Annotated in this window: 12 protein-coding genes and 2 rRNA genes; 3 read left to right on the forward strand and 11 right to left on the reverse strand. The window is 58.3% G+C overall.

The genetic code is table 11. The features are described from left to right. Nucleotides 1–9: 9 nt before the first annotated feature. On the reverse strand, nucleotides 10–1,239 hold the full coding sequence (locus ACYZUD_RS13965; RefSeq protein ID WP_462024529.1) for a Zn-dependent hydrolase: 1,230 nt from the start codon (nucleotides 1,237–1,239) through the stop codon (nucleotides 10–12). A gap of 23 nt (nucleotides 1,240–1,262) precedes the next feature. Next, entirely contained in the window at nucleotides 1,263–2,573 is a 1,311-nt protein-coding gene (locus ACYZUD_RS13970) for an MFS transporter (RefSeq protein WP_462024530.1), read from the reverse strand. Nucleotides 2,574–2,735: 162 nt separating this feature from the next. Here ACYZUD_RS13970 and ACYZUD_RS13975 point away from each other — a divergent pair, with 162 nt between their 5' ends. Continuing rightward, complete coding sequence (locus ACYZUD_RS13975; RefSeq protein WP_462024531.1) at nucleotides 2,736–3,668, forward strand: LysR family transcriptional regulator; 933 nt, start codon at nucleotides 2,736–2,738, stop codon at nucleotides 3,666–3,668. On the opposite strand, the gene ACYZUD_RS13980 is transcribed toward ACYZUD_RS13975, so the two are convergent. The 6 genes from ACYZUD_RS13980 to ACYZUD_RS14005 all read right to left on the reverse strand — a co-directional run bounded on the left by ACYZUD_RS13980 (nucleotide 3,665) and on the right by ACYZUD_RS14005 (nucleotide 9,176). Beyond that, nucleotides 3,665–4,276, reverse strand: coding sequence for an RraA family protein (locus ACYZUD_RS13980; protein ID WP_462024532.1), 612 nt, complete (start codon nucleotides 4,274–4,276; stop codon nucleotides 3,665–3,667). The two genes, ACYZUD_RS13975 and ACYZUD_RS13980, sit on opposite strands and share 4 nt — an antisense overlap. Further along, nucleotides 4,269–4,661 (reverse strand): RidA family protein, encoded by a 393-nt coding sequence (locus ACYZUD_RS13985; protein ID WP_462024533.1) that lies wholly within the window; start codon nucleotides 4,659–4,661, stop codon nucleotides 4,269–4,271. The genes ACYZUD_RS13980 and ACYZUD_RS13985 overlap by 8 nt, the downstream gene beginning before the upstream one ends. A gap of 18 nt (nucleotides 4,662–4,679) precedes the next feature. Next, on the reverse strand, nucleotides 4,680–6,056 hold the full coding sequence (locus ACYZUD_RS13990; protein ID WP_462024534.1) for an MFS transporter: 1,377 nt from the start codon (nucleotides 6,054–6,056) through the stop codon (nucleotides 4,680–4,682). Between the two features lie 128 nt (nucleotides 6,057–6,184). Further along, complete coding sequence (locus ACYZUD_RS13995; protein WP_462024535.1) at nucleotides 6,185–7,126, reverse strand: 2-hydroxyacid dehydrogenase; 942 nt, start codon at nucleotides 7,124–7,126, stop codon at nucleotides 6,185–6,187. Beyond that, the gene (locus tag ACYZUD_RS14000) at nucleotides 7,123–7,878 is read right to left on the reverse strand and encodes a class II aldolase/adducin family protein (RefSeq protein ID WP_462024536.1); all 756 of its coding nucleotides are present in this window, start codon (nucleotides 7,876–7,878) and stop codon (nucleotides 7,123–7,125) included. The genes ACYZUD_RS13995 and ACYZUD_RS14000 overlap by 4 nt, the downstream gene beginning before the upstream one ends. After that, nucleotides 7,875–9,176: an MFS transporter gene (locus tag ACYZUD_RS14005; RefSeq protein WP_462024537.1), complete on the reverse strand. Its 1,302-nt coding sequence runs from the start codon at nucleotides 9,174–9,176 to the stop codon at nucleotides 7,875–7,877. The genes ACYZUD_RS14000 and ACYZUD_RS14005 overlap by 4 nt, the downstream gene beginning before the upstream one ends. A gap of 155 nt (nucleotides 9,177–9,331) precedes the next feature. Here ACYZUD_RS14005 and ACYZUD_RS14010 point away from each other — a divergent pair, with 155 nt between their 5' ends. Next, nucleotides 9,332–10,291, forward strand: coding sequence for a LysR family transcriptional regulator (locus ACYZUD_RS14010; protein WP_462024538.1), 960 nt, complete (start codon nucleotides 9,332–9,334; stop codon nucleotides 10,289–10,291). 12 nt (nucleotides 10,292–10,303) lie between these two features. Here ACYZUD_RS14010 and mrdA read toward each other — a convergent pair whose 3' ends face one another. After that, nucleotides 10,304–12,196: a penicillin-binding protein 2 gene (mrdA, locus tag ACYZUD_RS14015; protein WP_462024539.1), complete on the reverse strand. Its 1,893-nt coding sequence runs from the start codon at nucleotides 12,194–12,196 to the stop codon at nucleotides 10,304–10,306. A 274-nt stretch (nucleotides 12,197–12,470) separates the two neighbouring features. Here mrdA and ACYZUD_RS14020 point away from each other — a divergent pair, with 274 nt between their 5' ends. Continuing rightward, nucleotides 12,471–13,394, forward strand: coding sequence for a TIGR03571 family LLM class oxidoreductase (locus tag ACYZUD_RS14020; protein WP_462024540.1), 924 nt, complete (start codon nucleotides 12,471–12,473; stop codon nucleotides 13,392–13,394). A 104-nt stretch (nucleotides 13,395–13,498) separates the two neighbouring features. Here ACYZUD_RS14020 and rrf read toward each other — a convergent pair. Together rrf and ACYZUD_RS14030 are read right to left on the reverse strand one after the other, a co-directional pair. Continuing rightward, a 5S ribosomal RNA gene (gene rrf, locus ACYZUD_RS14025) occupies nucleotides 13,499–13,614 on the reverse strand. Between the two features lie 155 nt (nucleotides 13,615–13,769). Continuing rightward, nucleotides 13,770–16,661: ribosomal RNA gene (locus ACYZUD_RS14030) — 23S ribosomal RNA — on the reverse strand. Between the last annotated feature and the right edge of the window lie 223 nt (nucleotides 16,662–16,884).

Consider the following 16,884-nt stretch of genomic DNA (forward strand, 5'->3'; position numbering starts at 1 on the left):
GGCTTGCGTTTACTCGACTTTATCGGCGCGAGCGAGCACGGCGTTGAGCAAGACATCAGTGCCCTGACGCACGTCTTCGGGCAGCACATCTTCGGCTTCGTTGTGGCTCAACCCACCGACGCACGGGATAAACACCATGGCCGTCGGGCAGAACCGCGCGAGATGAATCGCGTCATGCCCGGCACCGCTGACGATCGATTGCTGAGCGTAGCCCAGCGCGTCCACCGCCTGCTGCACCGCCGCCACGCAATCGGCATCGAAGGGGGTTGCCGGGCTGATCCAGTGCGGCGTGATCGTCAGATTCAGACCACGACCGTCGGCAATTGCCTGGAGTCGCTCGCGGACCTGCTGCTCCATCGCCTCGATGGCTTCGTCGCAGTGATGACGCAAGTCGACAGTGAAATTCACCAGCCCCGGAATGGTGTTGCGCGACGACTTGTTAATGCTCAACTCGCCGACGGTGGTCAGGCCTTCCGGCGCAAAATCGGTGGCCAAGCCTTCGATCGCCTGGATCATTCGCGCCACGCCGTACAAAGCGTCCTTGCGCAACGGCATCGGCGTGGTGCCGGCGTGGGCGGCCATGCCTTCGACCCGCACGTCGAGCCAGCGGATCGCCTGGCCTCCGCTGACCACACCGATGCTTTTCGCGTTGTCTTCGAGGATCGGCCCTTGTTCGATGTGCGCTTCAAAGTACGCGTCCACCGCGCCGCCCAGCGGACGTTCCCCGGCGTAACCTGTGCGCTGCAGAGCCTCGGCGACGCTGATGCCGTCCACGTCCCGCACGGCCAGCGCCGCGTCCAGTGGCATGATCCCGGTGAACACCGCCGAGCCGAACATCGCCGGGGTGAAGCGCGCGCCTTCTTCGTTGGTCCAGACCGCCACTTCCAGCGGCTTGCGGGTCTGGATGCCGAGGTCGTTGAGACGACGGACCACTTCCAGGCCGGCAAGCACGCCGTAGACGCCGTCGAAACGGCCGCCTTCAGGCTGGGTGTCGAGGTGGCTGCCCATCATCACCGGCGCAGCGTCCGGGTCGGTGCCGGCGCGACGGGCGAACAGGTTGCCGATGGCATCGACGCTCAGGGTCATGCCGGCTTCGCGGCACCAGTGGGCAAACAATTCGCGGCCGGCCTTGTCTTCATCGCTCAGGGCCAGACGGCAGCTGCCGCCACGGGCGGTGGCGCCAATTTCGGCCATCGCCATCAGGCTCGCCCACAGGCGTTCGCCGTTAATCTTCAACATGATTCTCTCCTGGAAAACTTGGATTAAGCGCTGGCCAATTCGATGCGTTCAGCGCTGGCATGGCGACGGGCAAGGGACAGGACGCAGATCAGCGAAGTCGCGGCGATCAGGCTGTAGAACACCGCCATCGGCCACCATTGACCGGCGAACGTGTGCGCCAGCATCGTGCCGATCAGCGGCGTCAAGCCACCGGCCAGGGCACCGCAAATCTGATACGCCAACGAGATCGCTGTGTAGCGCACGCGGGTCTCGAACATGCCGCTGACGTAACCGGCGATCACCGCGTAGAACGACGCCATGCACACCACCGCCAGGGCGATGCCGAGGATGATCAGCGGCGCCTGGGCCGAGCTGACCAGCACGAACATGGGGTACGGCGACGCCATGGCCAGCAACGACACCAGGCACAGGAAGCGCGTGGCGCCGATCTTCTCGGCCACCCACGCCGCCAGCGGTTGAATGCAGAACTGAATGATCGCCACCACAAACAGGCACTCAAGGATCAACGAGCGCGGCAGTTCAAGTTGCTGGGTGGTGTAGGCGATCATGAAGGTGTTAGTGAAATACACCCCGGCAATCCCCAGGGTGTTGGCGCCGATGCACAGCAGCAGCGGACGCCACGCGGTGCGCAGGACTTCCATCACCGGCGCCTGCTCCTTGCGCGTACTTTTGCTGGCCAGTTCGCGGCTGGCGAGGAATTCCGGAGACTCATTCACGCCCAGGCGAATCGCCAGCCCCACCAGCAGCAACAGCGAACTGGCGAGGAACGGCAGGCGCCAACCCCAGCTCATCAGGTCTTCTTCCGGCAAACGGGTGACCGCGCTGAACGCCAGCAACGACAGGATCAAACCGGCCGGGCTGCCCAGTTGCGCAAAGGACGCAAAGAAGTTGCGTCGACCTTTCGGCGCATGTTCGCCCGCCATCAACACCGCCCCGCCCCATTCACCACCGACGGCGATGCCTTGGACGATGCGCAACAGAATCAACAACACCGGTGCCGTGGCGCCGATTTGTGCATAAGTCGGCAGCAAGCCGATGCACACCGTGACCACGCCCATCATCAACAACGTGATGATCAGCGATTTCTTGCGGCCAATGCGGTCGCCGATATGGCCGAAAATAATCCCGCCCAACGGTCGCGCAAAGAAGCCCACGGCGAAGGTGCCGAACGCGGCCATGGTGCTGAACAGTTTGTCGTCGGAAGGGAAGAACAGCGCGCCAAACACCAGCGCGGCGGCGGTGGCGTAGATGTAAAAGTCGTACCACTCGATCATCGTGCCGATGAAGGCGGCGGCTGCCGCACGGCGCGGCTGTGACGAAGCTTGGGGCTTCATGGGTCGGGCTCCTTTGATTGTTTTTTTGGCAGGAGTGAAACAGCAAATCCGAGGCACTCTGGCGGCGCCTGTCTGGGGATGATTTATCGTCCCGGGGCTATGATTAGTCAATTTTCTATTTATTATGCTGATTATTACTACGGCTTATAATCGAGAGCCGCCATGGCCGAACGCGATGTACAACGCCTGCTCAATGACCGTCTGGACTGGAACCTGCTGCGCACCTTTCGGGTGATCGGTCAGGAACTGAGCATCAGCCGCGCCGCCGCCCGCCTGCACCTGACGCAACCGGCGGTGAGCCAGGCGCTGAAGCGTCTGGAGGAACAGCTGGGACGCCAACTGATCGCCCGTCGCGGACCACGGTTCGCCCTGACTGAAGTCGGCGAACAGATTTTCGAACTGGCCGGGGAAATCTACGGGCAGATGTCTCAGGTCAGCAGCGTGCTGGAGCAGCCGGCTGACGAAGTGATCGGCAAAGTTCGCCTGCTGATCGTCAGCCGGATCTTCTCGGAACGTTTCGATGACTTCCTGGCGGACTTCCACCGCCAGCATCCGCGAGTGGATCTGGAAGTCGATGTGATGCGCAGCTCCGACATCGTCAGCGCCTTGCAGGAAAAGACCGCAACCCTTGGCCTGAGCCTCAATCGCCGCTCGCAACCGCGCCTGGAACAACGGCTGTTCCTGCGTCAGCGCTATGCGTTTTTCTGTGGCAAGCATCATGCGATGTTCGGCCGGCAGAACGTGGTCGAAGGCGATCTTCAGCGAGAGAATTTTGTCAGTTTCACCAGCGACCAGATCGGCGGCATGCTCTCGCCACTGACGATTTTCCGTGATCAGCAAGGCTTCAGCGGACGGATCGTTGCGTCGTCACCGAGCCTGGAGGAAGTCCGGCGGCTGGTGATCGCCGGGTTCGGTATCGGTTGTTTGCCCGAGCATGTGGTGGCGGCGGACGTTGAAGCCGGATTGCTCTGGCGTCTGCCGCCCCACGAAGGGATTGCCGACGTGGACATTCATTTGCTGTGGAACCGCGAGCAGCGCATGAGCCGGGCCGAGGCGGTTTTCCTCGAAAGCCTGCAACGCTGCCTGACGGTTTAGACGCGCAACACCTGCGCCACCGGTTCTCCGGCGCGCAAGCGCTCCAACAAACGCGGTTCGGCTTGATCGGAGGCCAACGCCTGGTCGATGACACCAGCCGCGGTTGGCCAGTCGAGAAACAGCACACCGTTGTCGTCTGCCAGCACCAGGTTCCCAGGGCGAACCGTGACGCCGGCGCAGTGGATCGGCTGATTGATCTCGCTGTCACCACGGCCATACAGTTTGGTGGTCAGCAGGCTGGTACCACGGGCGAAGACCGGCAGCCCGGCCTCACGCAGTTCCAACAGATCGGTGACGACGCCGTCGACCACGATGCCCACCGCACCGGCACAGCTCGCCGCGCAACTGGTGACGGCGCCCACCGGGGCGTGTTGCCAGTCGCCGCCGGTGTCGATCACCAACACATCACCGGGCTGGATCAGCGCTAAGGCCTGGTTGACCGCGATGGCATCGGCGCCAACCAGTTTCAGGGTCAGCGCGCGGCCGACCAGTTTCACATTAGGCACCATGGCCCGCAGTTGCGAATCGGCAAAGCCCTCCTCCAGGAAGTGCCCCAAGGTCGGAAAGCTCACCTTTTTTAGCGGCTCGATCAGCTGCGACTCATCCATGTTGCGGCTCCTTTGCAATCAACTCGGCCACACAATCGATTTCCAGCGACACGCCCCACAGCGCGACGCAGACGGTGGTGCGTGCCGGCGGCGCATGGCCAAGGAACTCGCGATACACCGCGTTGAACGGCTCCAGTTGCGCGGGATCGGTCAGGTAGGCGTTGACCTTGATCACGTGGCTGAAATCCGAACCGGCTTCAATCAGGATCGCCTGCAGATTGCGCAAGGTTTGCCGCACCTGTTCAGTGAAATCGGCGGGTTGATCATCAAGCCCGCTCTGGGCCGGAATCTGCCCGGCGGTGAACACCAGATGGCCGCTGACCACCGCCTGGGAGTAAGGCCCGACCGGACCGATGAAGCCCGGGGCCGACTGAATTCTGCGCATGTTGTTGAACTCCATGGATCAGGCCGCAGCCGATTTGAAGGGTTTGCGAACGGGTTGGTCGTCGGTCGCAACCGCCGTCGGGATTTCGCTGATGTCTCGCTTGAAGGTCTCGGTCAGCAGTAACAGCGCCACCAGGGAAATCAGCGCCGAGCCGATCATGTACCAGGCCACCGACGAGCCTTTGCCGGTCGCCGCCAGCAATGCCGTGGTGACGATCGGCGTCGCAGCGCTGCCGAGCAGCCCGGACAACATGTAGCTGATCGACAGCCCCGAATAGCGCACACGCGTGCCGAACAGCTCGGCGAGGAAGGTCGCAATCGGTCCGTAGTTAGCGGCGAACGCGGTCATCAGCAGCAGGTAGCCGAAGATCACCAATGACAGCTCTTTGGTGTCCATCAACCAGAACATCGGGAACGCCACCAACGCTTCAGCCACGATGCCGGCGACGATGATCGGCTTGCGTCCGTAACGGTCCGACAGCGCGCCGAACACCGGCAGCATGACGATGCACCAGGCGCAGGACAGCAACACCACGCCGAGCATCACGCTGCGGCTGAAGCCAAGATTCTGCGTGCCGTAAGTCAGGCCGAACGCGACGATGATGTTGAATGAAGCACCGGTCGACATCGTGGCGATCCCACCCAGCACCACTTGCTTCCAGTATTTGCGGAACACTTCGGTCAACGGCATTTTCACCTGGACCTCCGCTTCCTTGACCTTGTTGAAGGCCGGGGTTTCAGAGATGTTCAAGCGGATGTACAAACCGACGGCGATCAGCAACACGCTGGCCAGGAACGGGATACGCCAGCCCCAGGCCAACAGGTCTTCAGGCGACAGCCACGCCGCAATCAGCAGGAAGGCCAAATTGGCAATCATGGTCCCGGCCGGAACGCCGATCTGCACCCAGGAGCCGTACAAACCGCGCTTGTTGGCCGGTGCATGTTCCACCGCCATCAACACCGCCCCGCCCCACTCGCCACCCAGCGCCAAGCCTTGAATGACCCTCAGCAGCAACAAGAGGATCGGCGCCCAGATGCCAATGGATGCGTAGTTCGGTAATAACCCGATGGCGAAAGTCGCAGCCCCCATGGTCAACAGCGAAACCAGCAACATCGACTTGCGTCCCAAGCGGTCACCGAAATGTCCGAACAGGGCCGCGCCGACAATCCGGGCCAGATACGCCGAAGCAAACGTACCGAAAGCCAGTAATGTACCGATCAGCGGATCGAAGTCCGGAAAGAACACTTTGTTGAACACCAGCGCCGAAGCCGTGGCGAACACAAACAGGTCGTACCATTCCACCGTAGTGCCGATGACACTGGCCACGGCCACTTTCTTCATGTTTGCAACTTCAGGTGGTGCGCCGGACTTTTCTACAGACGATAGATCGCTCATCACTGACTCCAGGAATTCTTCAAGAACTCGTTATTTAATTGTTTTAACTGGCAGTAAAACGTTCGAGGTGAGGGATTGTTGTTATGTATCGCCCAACTCAGTGGGCGAGTTTGCAAGGCACTTTCTTATTAATAACCCAGTGTTCTGTCCGCACAATTCAATAAGGGCTCACCGGCATTCAAACGGCGGAAGTTCTCCGCGACTTGTTCGGCGATACAGTCGTGGGAAGCGGCCGACGCCATGTGTGGGGTGATGGTGACGCAAGGCATAGACCAGAGACGGTGATCGACCGGCAGCGGTTCCTGTTCGAAAACATCCAGCAGAGCACCGCGCAGTTTTCCTCGTTTGAGCGCGTGTTCGAGATCGTCGATGTTCAGGTGCCCGCCCCGGCCGCAATTGACCAGCGCGGCGCCGTTGGCAAGTCGGTCGAACGTGGCATTGCCGAGGATGCCGCGGGTTTCACTGGTCAACGGCAACAGGTTGATCAACAGCTCCAGGCCGTCGAGAAACGGGTTCAGCTTTTCCGCTCCTGCAAACGTCTGAACGCCTGGCAAATCCTTGCTGCGGCGAGCCCAGCCACGAACGTCGTAACCGGCGGCCGCCAGGTCCTGGGCAATGGCGCTGCCCAACGACCCGAGCCCCATCACCCCGACCTTGAACTGCCCCGCCGCCCGTTGCAGTGGCCGCTCCCAACGTTGTTCCTGTTGCTGCAACAGCACTTGATCGAAGCCGCGGTGATAGTGAATCACCGCCCAGCGCACGTACTCGGTCATCCCCTGACGGTGGCCGGGATCGACCACCCGGCACACCGGCAAATCCGGGCACGACGGATCGTGATCGAGGTGATCGATACCCGCCGCCACCGAGTGAATCACTTGCAGGTTCGGCAACGCGGCGAGGCTGCCCGGCAAGGGAAACCAGCACGCCGCGATCTGCGCATTCCTCGCCAACGGATCATCGGCCAGCACGGTGGTGAGTTGCGGCGCACTACGGGCAAACGCAGCTTGCAGTTGCTTGAGCAGCAGAGTGTCGCGGGACAGCAAAACCACGGTATTGATGACGGTTTTCAAGATAAATAGGACTCGCGCTGGGATTCGATCAGGGTCAGGGCGGCCTCCCAGGCCAGGTCGATGATGTTGTCCTGCTCATCGCGGTCAAACTGTTCGGCGGTGTGTGCGCAGACTTCCGGGGACGGGTAATGCAGCGCCGAACCACCGGCCAGCGCCGCAATCTGTGCCTGACAGGCGCGCTCGAGGAAATGGATCTCCTGAAACGCCTGAGCCACGCCCGAACCGCCGACCAACAACCCGTGATTGCGCAGGATCATCGCCCGGTGCGGCCCCAGGTCGGCAATCAAACGCTCGCGCTCATCCAGCGACAAGGCGATGCCTTCATAGGTGTGATACGCCAACTTGCCGTAGAACTTCAAGGCGTGCTGACTGATCGGCAGCAAGCCTTGCTTCTGCGCGGCGACGGCCATGCCGGCGGCGGTGTGAGTGTGGATCACGCAGTTCAGATCCGGGCGAGCCATGTGGATCGCCGAGTGAATGACGAAGCCTGCGGCGTTGACCCGATGACCTTCGTAGTGCGGGTCGACTATTCGCCCGTCCTGATCAATACGCACCAGGTCCGAGGCACGCATGCGATCGAAAATCACCCCGTAGCGATTGATCAGGAAGTGATGCTCCGGCCCTGGAATCCGCAGGGTTATGTGGGTGTCGATCAGGTCGGTCATGCGAAAGTGTGCGACCAGCCGATACAGCGCAGCCAGTTCGCAACGGGCTTGCCATTCAACCGGGCCGATGTGTTCAGGTTTACTCACGAATACACCTCTTTAGCAGCGTGGGTGACGACCGGGTTGGCGCGCAGGCGGGCCAGGCCGCAAACACCGATCAGGGACAGGGCCGAGAGCAAGGTGAAGAACACCGCCAGCGGCAACCATTGTCCGGAAAATTTTCTGGCCAGCAGCGTGCCGATCAGCGGCGTGGTGCCGCCAGCCAGCGCACAACTCAATTGGTAGGCGATGGAAATGCCCGAGTAGCGCAGGTGCACCGGGAACGCCTGGGTCATGTATCCGGCGATCACCGCGTACAACGCCGAGAGAATCACCACCGCCAGGGCGATGCCGAGGGTCATCAGCACAATGTTCTGCGTCCCGACCAGCATGAACATCGGGTACGGCGTGACCATGCACAGCAGAGCGACGAGTTTGAGGAAGCGGCCCTCGCCGATGCGCTCGGCGAGCAGCGCGGAGACCGGTTGCGAGAGCAACTGAATGACGGTCACCAGGAACAGGCAATCGAGAATCGTCGAGCGAGGAATGCCTTGATACTGGGTGACGTAAGTGATCATGAAAGTGTTGGTGAAGAAGAACCCCGCCGAACCGATGGTCACGGCGGCAGCCGCGAACAGAATCTGCCGCCAGCAAGTGCGGATCACATCCTTCACCGGGTATTTGGCGGTCTCGTTGTTGTCCCGGGCCTTGGCGAATTCCGGCGACTCGTGGACGCCGGAGCGGATCATCAGCCCAACCATCATCAGCACACCGCTAGCGAGAAACGGCAGGCGCCAGCCCCAAGCGAGAAAGTCTTCCGGTTCAAGGGACGTCACCAGACGAAAGGCAATCAAGGCGAGCAACAAACCGGCCGGGCTGCCGAGTTGGGCAAAAGACGCGTAGAAAGTTTTGCGCTTGGCCGGGGCGTGTTCGCTGGCCATCAACACCGCACCGCCCCACTCGCCACCGACCGAAATGCCCTGGATAAGGCGCAGGACGATCAGGCCGACCGGCGCCCAGATGCCGACACTCGCGTAGCTGGGCAACAGACCGATGCCAGCGGTGGCCACGCCCATCAGCGCCATGGTCACCAGCAACATTTTCTTGCGGCCCAGACGATCACCCAAGTGACCGAAAACCATGCCGGCCATGGGACGGGCGATGAAACCGACGGCGAAACTGCCGAAGGCTGCCAGGGTGCTCATCACCGGGTCGCTGCTGGGGAAGAACACTTGCCCGAGCACCAGCGCCGCCGCCGTGGCATAGATGTAAAAGTCGTAGAACTCGATGGTCGTGCCAATAAAGGCTGCGGCCGCGGCTCGTCGCGGTTGTGGGGTGGTGTGCATGCAAGGACCCTGTGTATTTATAGTTTTGGGCAGGTACTGAAGGCTGATGACGGTTGCGCTCTGTGGCGCTTGTGGGCTTTATCGCTTCCATGCCAGGATTAGTCAATTTTCATATTCTTATCTTTACTATTAGCATTGCTACTACATGGAATTTTATGCCCTCCACCACGAACCCTTGGGTAGGTCGCCGTTTTCTCAATGACCGCCTCGACTGGAACCTGTTGCGCACCTACCTGGTGATTGGTCAGGAAGGCAGCATGAGCCGCGCTGCGGCGCGGTTGCACATCACCCAGTCGGCCGTCAGCCAGGCGCTTAAACGACTGGAGGAACAGTTGGAATGTGTGCTGATTGCCCGCAGCGGTCGGCGGTTCGATCTGACAGAAACCGGGGAAGAAGTCCTGCGCATTGCGGCGGATATCTACGGTGATATTTCTAGACTGGGAACGGTGGTGGAGAGTCGCCACGACGACGTGGTGGGCAAGATTCGCATCCTCACCGTCAGCGGCGTACAGGCGCGGCACTACGATGAGTTCCTCGCCGACTTCCATGAAACGCACCCGAAAATCGAGCTGGAAGTTGAAGTGATGGGCAGCTCGAACATCATCAGTTCACTGCTGCAAAAGACGGCGACCATTGGCGTTGGCCTATGTCGTTTACCGCAGCCGCGTCTGGAACAGCGGGTGCTGTTTCGCGAGCGTTATGCGTACTTTTGCGGCCAGCGCCATCGGCTGTTCGGGCAAGAGAATCTGACCCTGGAACAGCTCGCCGCAGAGAACTTCGTCAGCTTCACCAGTGACCAGTTGGGCGGCAACCTTTCTCCGCTGACGCTGTTCCGCGACCAGCAAGGCTTTACTGGCAAGATCGTCGCTTCATCGACGAGTTTCGAAGAGATTTACCGTTTGATCTGTGCAGGCTACGGCATTGGCTGCCTGCCGACGCACTTGGTGCGGCGGGATGTCGAACAAGGTTTGCTCTGGCGTTTGCCGCCGGAAGACGGGGTGGTGGATTTCGATATCCAGCTGTTGTGGAATCGTGAACAGAAGATGAGCCAGGCCGAAACCGTATTCCTCGAAAGCTTCCAGCACATGCTCAGTATTCGTGAGCCTGTGCTGTGAAGCTTTGATCGATCAGACGTGAGGGTCGCCTGGCGCTTTGCTCGGTACAGCATATTGCGGCTTCAGGTGGCCATCCTGATCGAGTAACCAGGCGTCCATGATCTGCCGCACCACAGGGCCGGCGACGCGACCACCGGCCTCACCGTTTTCGATCATCACCGAGATGACGATCTTCGGGTGTTCGGCCGGGGCGAAGCCAACAAACAAGGCGTTGTCGCGGTTACGCTCCAGGGTTTTCGCCCGGTTGTAGCGTTCGCCCTGCTTGATCGCCACCACTTGCGCGGTACCACTTTTGCCGGCGATGCGGTACTGAGCCCCCGCCGCTGCAGCTCGGGCAATCCCGCGCGCGTCGTGCATCACCATCTGCATGCCGTGGTTGACCTGCTCCCAGTCTCGCGGGTCTTTCAACAGGATGTTTGGCATCGGGTGCTCATCCACCGGTGCGACACCGTCCACGGTCTTGGCCAGGTGTGGTCGGTTCCAGACGCCCTTGTTGGCGATCAGCGCAGTGGCCTGGGCCAGTTGCAACGGCGTGACCTGCATGTAGCCCTGGCCGATGCCGAGGATCACGGTCTCGCCCGGGAACCAGGGCTGACGGCGCGTGGCGCGCTTCCAGGCCTGGGACGGCATCAGACCGGCAGACTCTTCGAACATGTCCAGCGAGACTTTCTCACCGAGGCCAAACATGGCCATGTAGTCGTGGAGGCGATCGATGCCCAACTTGTGGGCCAGGTCGTAAAAGTAGGTGTCGTTGGAGCGCATGATCGCCGCGTCCATGTCCACCCAACCGTCGCCGCTGTGGTTCCAGTTGCGGTATTTGTGATCGAAGTCCGGAAGTTGGTAATAACCAGGATCGAAGACACGAGTCTGCGGGGTCACGACCCCAGCATCCAGGCCAGCAATCGCCACTTCCGGCTTGATGGTTGATCCTGGTGCGTAGAGACCGCGCAAGACGCGGTTGAACAACGGCCGGTCGATGGAGTCGTGCAGCGCCGCGTATTCCTTGAAGCTGATACCCGTCACGAACATGTTCGGGTCGAAACTGGGTTTGCTGACCATGGCCAGCACTTCGCCGGTCGATGGATCGAGTGCAACCACGGAACCGCGACGATCACCCAACGCGTCCTCGGCAGCTTCCTGAAGTTTGACGTCGAGACTCAGGACAATGTTTTTGCCGGGGACTGGATCGGTGTGTTTGAGCACTCGCAACACACGGCCCTGTGCGTTGGTTTCGACTTCTTCGTAACCCACATGGCCGTGCAGTTCTGACTCGTAGAATTTTTCGATACCGGTCTTGCCGACGGATTGAGTGCCACGGTATTCCACCGTATCCAGGGCCTTGGATTCCTTCTCGTTGATGCGGCCGACGTAGCCGATCGAATGCGCGAAGTGCGCGCCCATCGGGTAGTGACGAACGAACTGTGGTTCGACGTCGATCCCGGGCAAGCGGAACTCGTTTACCGCGAGTGTCGCGATTTGTTCTTCGCTGAGTTCATAGAACAAGGTGACCGGTACAAACGGATGCCGCGCCTGCTTCATGGCCTTGTCGAACAGCGAGCGGTCTTCGGCCGGCAGGTGCAGCAGGTTGACGACCTCATCCAGTTCCTCTTTGACATCAGTGGCGCGTTCGCGGGTGATGGTCAGGTTGAAGCTGGGCCGGTTGTCTGCCAGAACTACGCCATTGCGGTCGTAGATCAATCCGCGGGTGGGGGTGATCGGCAGGACATGGACGCGGTTGTTTTCGGAGATTGTCGAGTGATAGTCGTACTCGACCACCTGCAGGACGTACATCCGCACGACCAGCGCGCAGGTAATGGCGACGACGAACAAGGCGCAAGCCATCAGTCTTTTATTGACCAGGCGCGTCTCTTTTTCGTGGTCCTTGATCGGTATCGGTTCAGGCATTTCTGCAGCAGCTCTTTGACGATAAAAGGACACGCCGATCCGTAGGCTTGAAATCAGTCCGTTAAAAAACGAGCTGCACCATACCAAAAACTGTGCGGTCACTTTAGTGCGATTTTCTCTAAGGGTTGTCCTTGAGGGCCAAAACGACGGTCGGCTTTTTTATGACTCGTGCGTTTGAATCAAGATTGATATTCCGATTCATGCATTTTTCTTGCAGGAGCGGCTGTAGATACTGGGTGCATGTCATTCCATTTTGTTTTTTTGGAGTTTTTACATGCATCCAAGATTTAAGCGATTACTTGGCTCGACAGGGTTTTCCATCGGCCTAGAACTACCTCTGGATAACGACTGGTCCAGCGATGGCCAGCGTCTGCGGATAGCCGAGGACAGGCCATTTGGTGTTCCCGACCTGAAGCAGCATGCAGCCATAGCGCGTCTTGCCGACAAGTCGGGTTTTCGCGCCCTGTGGGTCCGTGATGTGCCGGTTTACGATCCCAATTTTGGCGATGCGGCACAGGTCTTCGAAACCTTTTCTTATCTGGGTTACTTGGCCGGGATTACGGACAACATCATGCTCGGCACAGCGGCCGTTGTATTGCCGCTGCGGCAGCCTTGGCTCACGCTCAAGGCAGCCAACAGTGTCGATGAGTTGAGTGATGGACGCCTGCTCCTGGGTGTAGCCAGTGGCGACCGACCGCTGGAATATCCGTTGTTTGGAGTGGACTACGCTCAGCGGGGAGAGATCTTTCGCGATACAGTTGAGCTGTTGCGCAACCAGGGTGAAGGGCGACTGCCTGAGGGGGCTCGCTTGCTTCCGGAACGTGATCAGTCGGCGCCTTTGCTGGTGGCCGGTCTTGGTCAGCAATCTCCGGCATGGATTGGTCAACACATGGATGGATGGCTCGCCTACCCCGGCACTCCGGATGAGCATCTGCGTCGAGTGGGGTTGTGGCGGGAGGTCGGTGGCGATAAACCGTACATCAGCTTCGTTCACCTGGATCTGGCCGCCAATCCTCATGCGCCAATGCGGCGCGTGCGATTCGGTGGCAGCTGCGGGAGGCTGGCATTGATCGATGAGCTTCAGGCCTTGCGCGAGGCAGGTGTGCAGCACGTTGGCTTGCACCTGCGTCGTAGCGAAAGACCGGTTGCCGAGGTGATTGAAGAGATCGCTGAATTCGTACTGCCGAAGTTTCACTGATAATGCCGGGATAGCCGTTGGGCTATCCCTTTTCGTCGCGTCACTTTCCTGCGGACAAAACAAAACCCCTACCTGCATACGCAGATAGGGGTTTCGGAATTTAATCTTGACGATGACCTACTCTCACATGGGGAAACCCCACACTACCATCGGCGATGCATCGTTTCACTGCTGAGTTCGGGATGGGATCAGGTGGTTCCAATGCTCTATGGTCGTCAAGAAATTCGGTAGCCAGTTCGTGTTCTCTTGCGAGATCACGCGCCAGCGAATGGGTATGCGATAGATTTGTGTGTTTGTACTCGAACTTTCGGTTCGTTTCGTCTTCACACACCGCAATCTGGCCTCTTTCGAGTTCACAAATTGCTTGGGTGTTATATGGTCAAGCCTCACGGGCAATTAGTATTGGTTAGCTCAACGCCTCACAGCGCTTACACACCCAACCTATCAACGTCGTAGTCTTCGACGGCCCTTCAGGGGACTCAAGGTCCCAGTGAGATCTCATCTTGAGGCTAGTTTCCCGCTTAGATGCTTTCAGCGGTTATCTATTCCGAACATAGCTACCCGGCAATGCCACTGGCGTGACAACCGGAACACCAGAGGTTCGTCCACTCCGGTCCTCTCGTACTAGGAGCAGCCCCTCTCAAATCTCAAACGTCCACGGCAGATAGGGACCGAACTGTCTCACGACGTTCTAAACCCAGCTCGCGTACCACTTTAAATGGCGAACAGCCATACCCTTGGGACCGGCTTCAGCCCCAGGATGTGATGAGCCGACATCGAGGTGCCAAACACCGCCGTCGATATGAACTCTTGGGCGGTATCAGCCTGTTATCCCCGGAGTACCTTTTATCCGTTGAGCGATGGCCCTTCCATACAGAACCACCGGATCACTAAGACCTACTTTCGTACCTGCTCGACGTGTCTGTCTCGCAGTCAAGCGCGCTTTTGCCTTTATACTCTACGACCGATTTCCGACCGGTCTGAGCGCACCTTCGTACTCCTCCGTTACTCTTTAGGAGGAGACCGCCCCAGTCAAACTACCCACCATACACTGTCCTCGATCCGGATAACGGACCTGAGTTAGAACCTCAAAGTTGCCAGGGTGGTATTTCAAGGTTGGCTCCACGCGAACTGGCGTCCACGCTTCAAAGCCTCCCACCTATCCTACACAAGCAAATTCAAAGTCCAGTGCAAAGCTATAGTAAAGGTTCACGGGGTCTTTCCGTCTAGCCGCGGATACACTGCATCTTCACAGCGATTTCAATTTCACTGAGTCTCGGGTGGAGACAGCGCCGCCATCGTTACGCCATTCGTGCAGGTCGGAACTTACCCGACAAGGAATTTCGCTACCTTAGGACCGTTATAGTTACGGCCGCCGTTTACCGGGGCTTCGATCAAGAGCTTCGCGTTAGCTAACCCCATCAATTAACCTTCCGGCACCGGGCAGGCGTCACACCCTATACGTCCACTTTCGTGTTTGCAGAGTGCTGTGTTTTTAATAAACAGTCGCAGCGGCCTGGTATCTTCGACCGGCATGGGCTTACGCAGTAAATGCTTCACCCTCACCGGCGCACCTTCTCCCGAAGTTACGGTGCCATTTTGCCTAGTTCCTTCACCCGAGTTCTCTCAAGCGCCTTGGTATTCTCTACCCAACCACCTGTGTCGGTTTGGGGTACGGTTCCTGGTTACCTGAAGCTTAGAAGCTTTTCTTGGAAGCATGGCATCAACCACTTCGTGTTCTAAAAGAACACTCGTCATCAGCTCTCGGCCTTAGAATCCCGGATTTACCTAAGATTCCAGCCTACCACCTTAAACTTGGACAACCAACGCCAAGCTGGCCTAGCCTTCTCCGTCCCTCCATCGCAATAACCAGAAGTACAGGAATATTAACCTGTTTTCCATCGACTACGCTTTTCAGCCTCGCCTTAGGGACCGACTAACCCTGCGTCGATTAACGTTGCGCAGGAAACCTTGGTCTTTCGGCGTGGGTGTTTTTCACACCCATTGTCGTTACTCATGTCAGCATTCGCACTTCTGATACCTCCAGCAAGCTTCTCAACTCACCTTCACAGGCTTACAGAACGCTCCTCTACCGCATCACCTAAGTGATACCCGTAGCTTCGGTGTATGGTTTGAGCCCCGTTACATCTTCCGCGCAGGCCGACTCGACTAGTGAGCTATTACGCTTTCTTTAAAGGGTGGCTGCTTCTAAGCCAACCTCCTAGCTGTCTAAGCCTTCCCACATCGTTTCCCACTTAACCATAACTTTGGGACCTTAGCTGACGGTCTGGGTTGTTTCCCTTTTCACGACGGACGTTAGCACCCGCCGTGTGTCTCCCATGCTCGGCACTTGTAGGTATTCGGAGTTTGCATCGGTTTGGTAAGTCGGGATGACCCCCTAGCCGAAACAGTGCTCTACCCCCTACAGTGATACATGAGGCGCTACCTAAATAGCTTTCGAGGAGAACCAGCTATCTCCGAGCTTGATTAGCCTTTCACTCCGATCCACAGGTCATCCGCTAACTTTTCAACGGTAGTCGGTTCGGTCCTCCAGTTAGTGTTACCCAACCTTCAACCTGCCCATGGATAGATCGCCCGGTTTCGGGTCTATTCCCAGCGACTAGACGCCCTATTAAGACTCGCTTTCGCTACGCCTCCCCTATTCGGTTAAGCTCGCCACTGAAAATAAGTCGCTGACCCATTATACAAAAGGTACGCAGTCACCCAACAAAGTGGGCTCCCACTGCTTGTACGCATACGGTTTCAGGATCTATTTCACTCCCCTCTCCGGGGTTCTTTTCGCCTTTCCCTCACGGTACTAGTTCACTATCGGTCAGTCAGTAGTATTTAGCCTTGGAGGATGGTCCCCCCATATTCAGACAAAGTTTCTCGTGCTCCGTCCTACTCGATTTCATGACCAAGAGATTTTCGCGTACAGGGCTATCACCCACTATGGCCGCACTTTCCAGAGCGTTCCGCTAATCTCAAAGCCACTTAAGGGCTAGTCCCCGTTCGCTCGCCACTACTAAGGGAATCTCGGTTGATTTCTTTTCCTCAGGGTACTTAGATGTTTCAGTTCCCCTGGTTCGCTTCTTAAGCCTATGTATTCAGCTTAAGATACCTAACTTATGTTAGGTGGGTTCCCCCATTCAGACATCTCCGGATCAAAGTCTGTTTGCCGACTCCCCGAAGCTTTTCGCAGGCTACCACGTCTTTCATCGCCTCTGACTGCCAAGGCATCCACCGTATGCGCTTCTTCACTTGACCATATAACCCCAAGCAATCTGGTTATACTGTGAAGACGACATTCGCCGAAAATTCGCGATTAAACTCACAAATTTTACCTTAGCCTGAGCCGTTACCAGTGAAAGTAACGTTCAGTCTATCTTTCTATCACATACCCAAATTTTTAAAGAACGATCTAGCCAAAGACTAGAAATCAACATTCACCATCTCGCGATGGAATGCTCATTTCTAAGCTTTACACAAT

Source organism: Pseudomonas sp. XS1P51 (genome assembly GCF_054897845.1).

Coding starts and splice junctions, on each gene's coding strand:
- ACYZUD_RS13990 (WP_462024534.1), bottom strand. CDS start 6,056: ATGAGCGATCTATCGTCTGTAGAAAAGTCCGGCGCACCACCTGAAGTT.
- ACYZUD_RS13970 (WP_462024530.1), bottom strand. CDS start 2,573: ATGAAGCCCCAAGCTTCGTCACAGCCGCGCCGTGCGGCAGCCGCCGCC.
- ACYZUD_RS13985 (WP_462024533.1), bottom strand. CDS start 4,661: ATGCGCAGAATTCAGTCGGCCCCGGGCTTCATCGGTCCGGTCGGGCCT.
- ACYZUD_RS14005 (WP_462024537.1), bottom strand. CDS start 9,176: ATGCACACCACCCCACAACCGCGACGAGCCGCGGCCGCAGCCTTTATT.
- mrdA (WP_462024539.1), bottom strand. CDS start 12,196: ATGCCTGAACCGATACCGATCAAGGACCACGAAAAAGAGACGCGCCTG.
- ACYZUD_RS14020 (WP_462024540.1), top strand. CDS start 12,471: ATGCATCCAAGATTTAAGCGATTACTTGGCTCGACAGGGTTTTCCATC.
- ACYZUD_RS13975 (WP_462024531.1), top strand. CDS start 2,736: ATGGCCGAACGCGATGTACAACGCCTGCTCAATGACCGTCTGGACTGG.
- ACYZUD_RS13965 (WP_462024529.1), bottom strand. CDS start 1,239: ATGTTGAAGATTAACGGCGAACGCCTGTGGGCGAGCCTGATGGCGATG.
- ACYZUD_RS14010 (WP_462024538.1), top strand. CDS start 9,332: ATGCCCTCCACCACGAACCCTTGGGTAGGTCGCCGTTTTCTCAATGAC.
- ACYZUD_RS13980 (WP_462024532.1), bottom strand. CDS start 4,276: ATGGATGAGTCGCAGCTGATCGAGCCGCTAAAAAAGGTGAGCTTTCCG.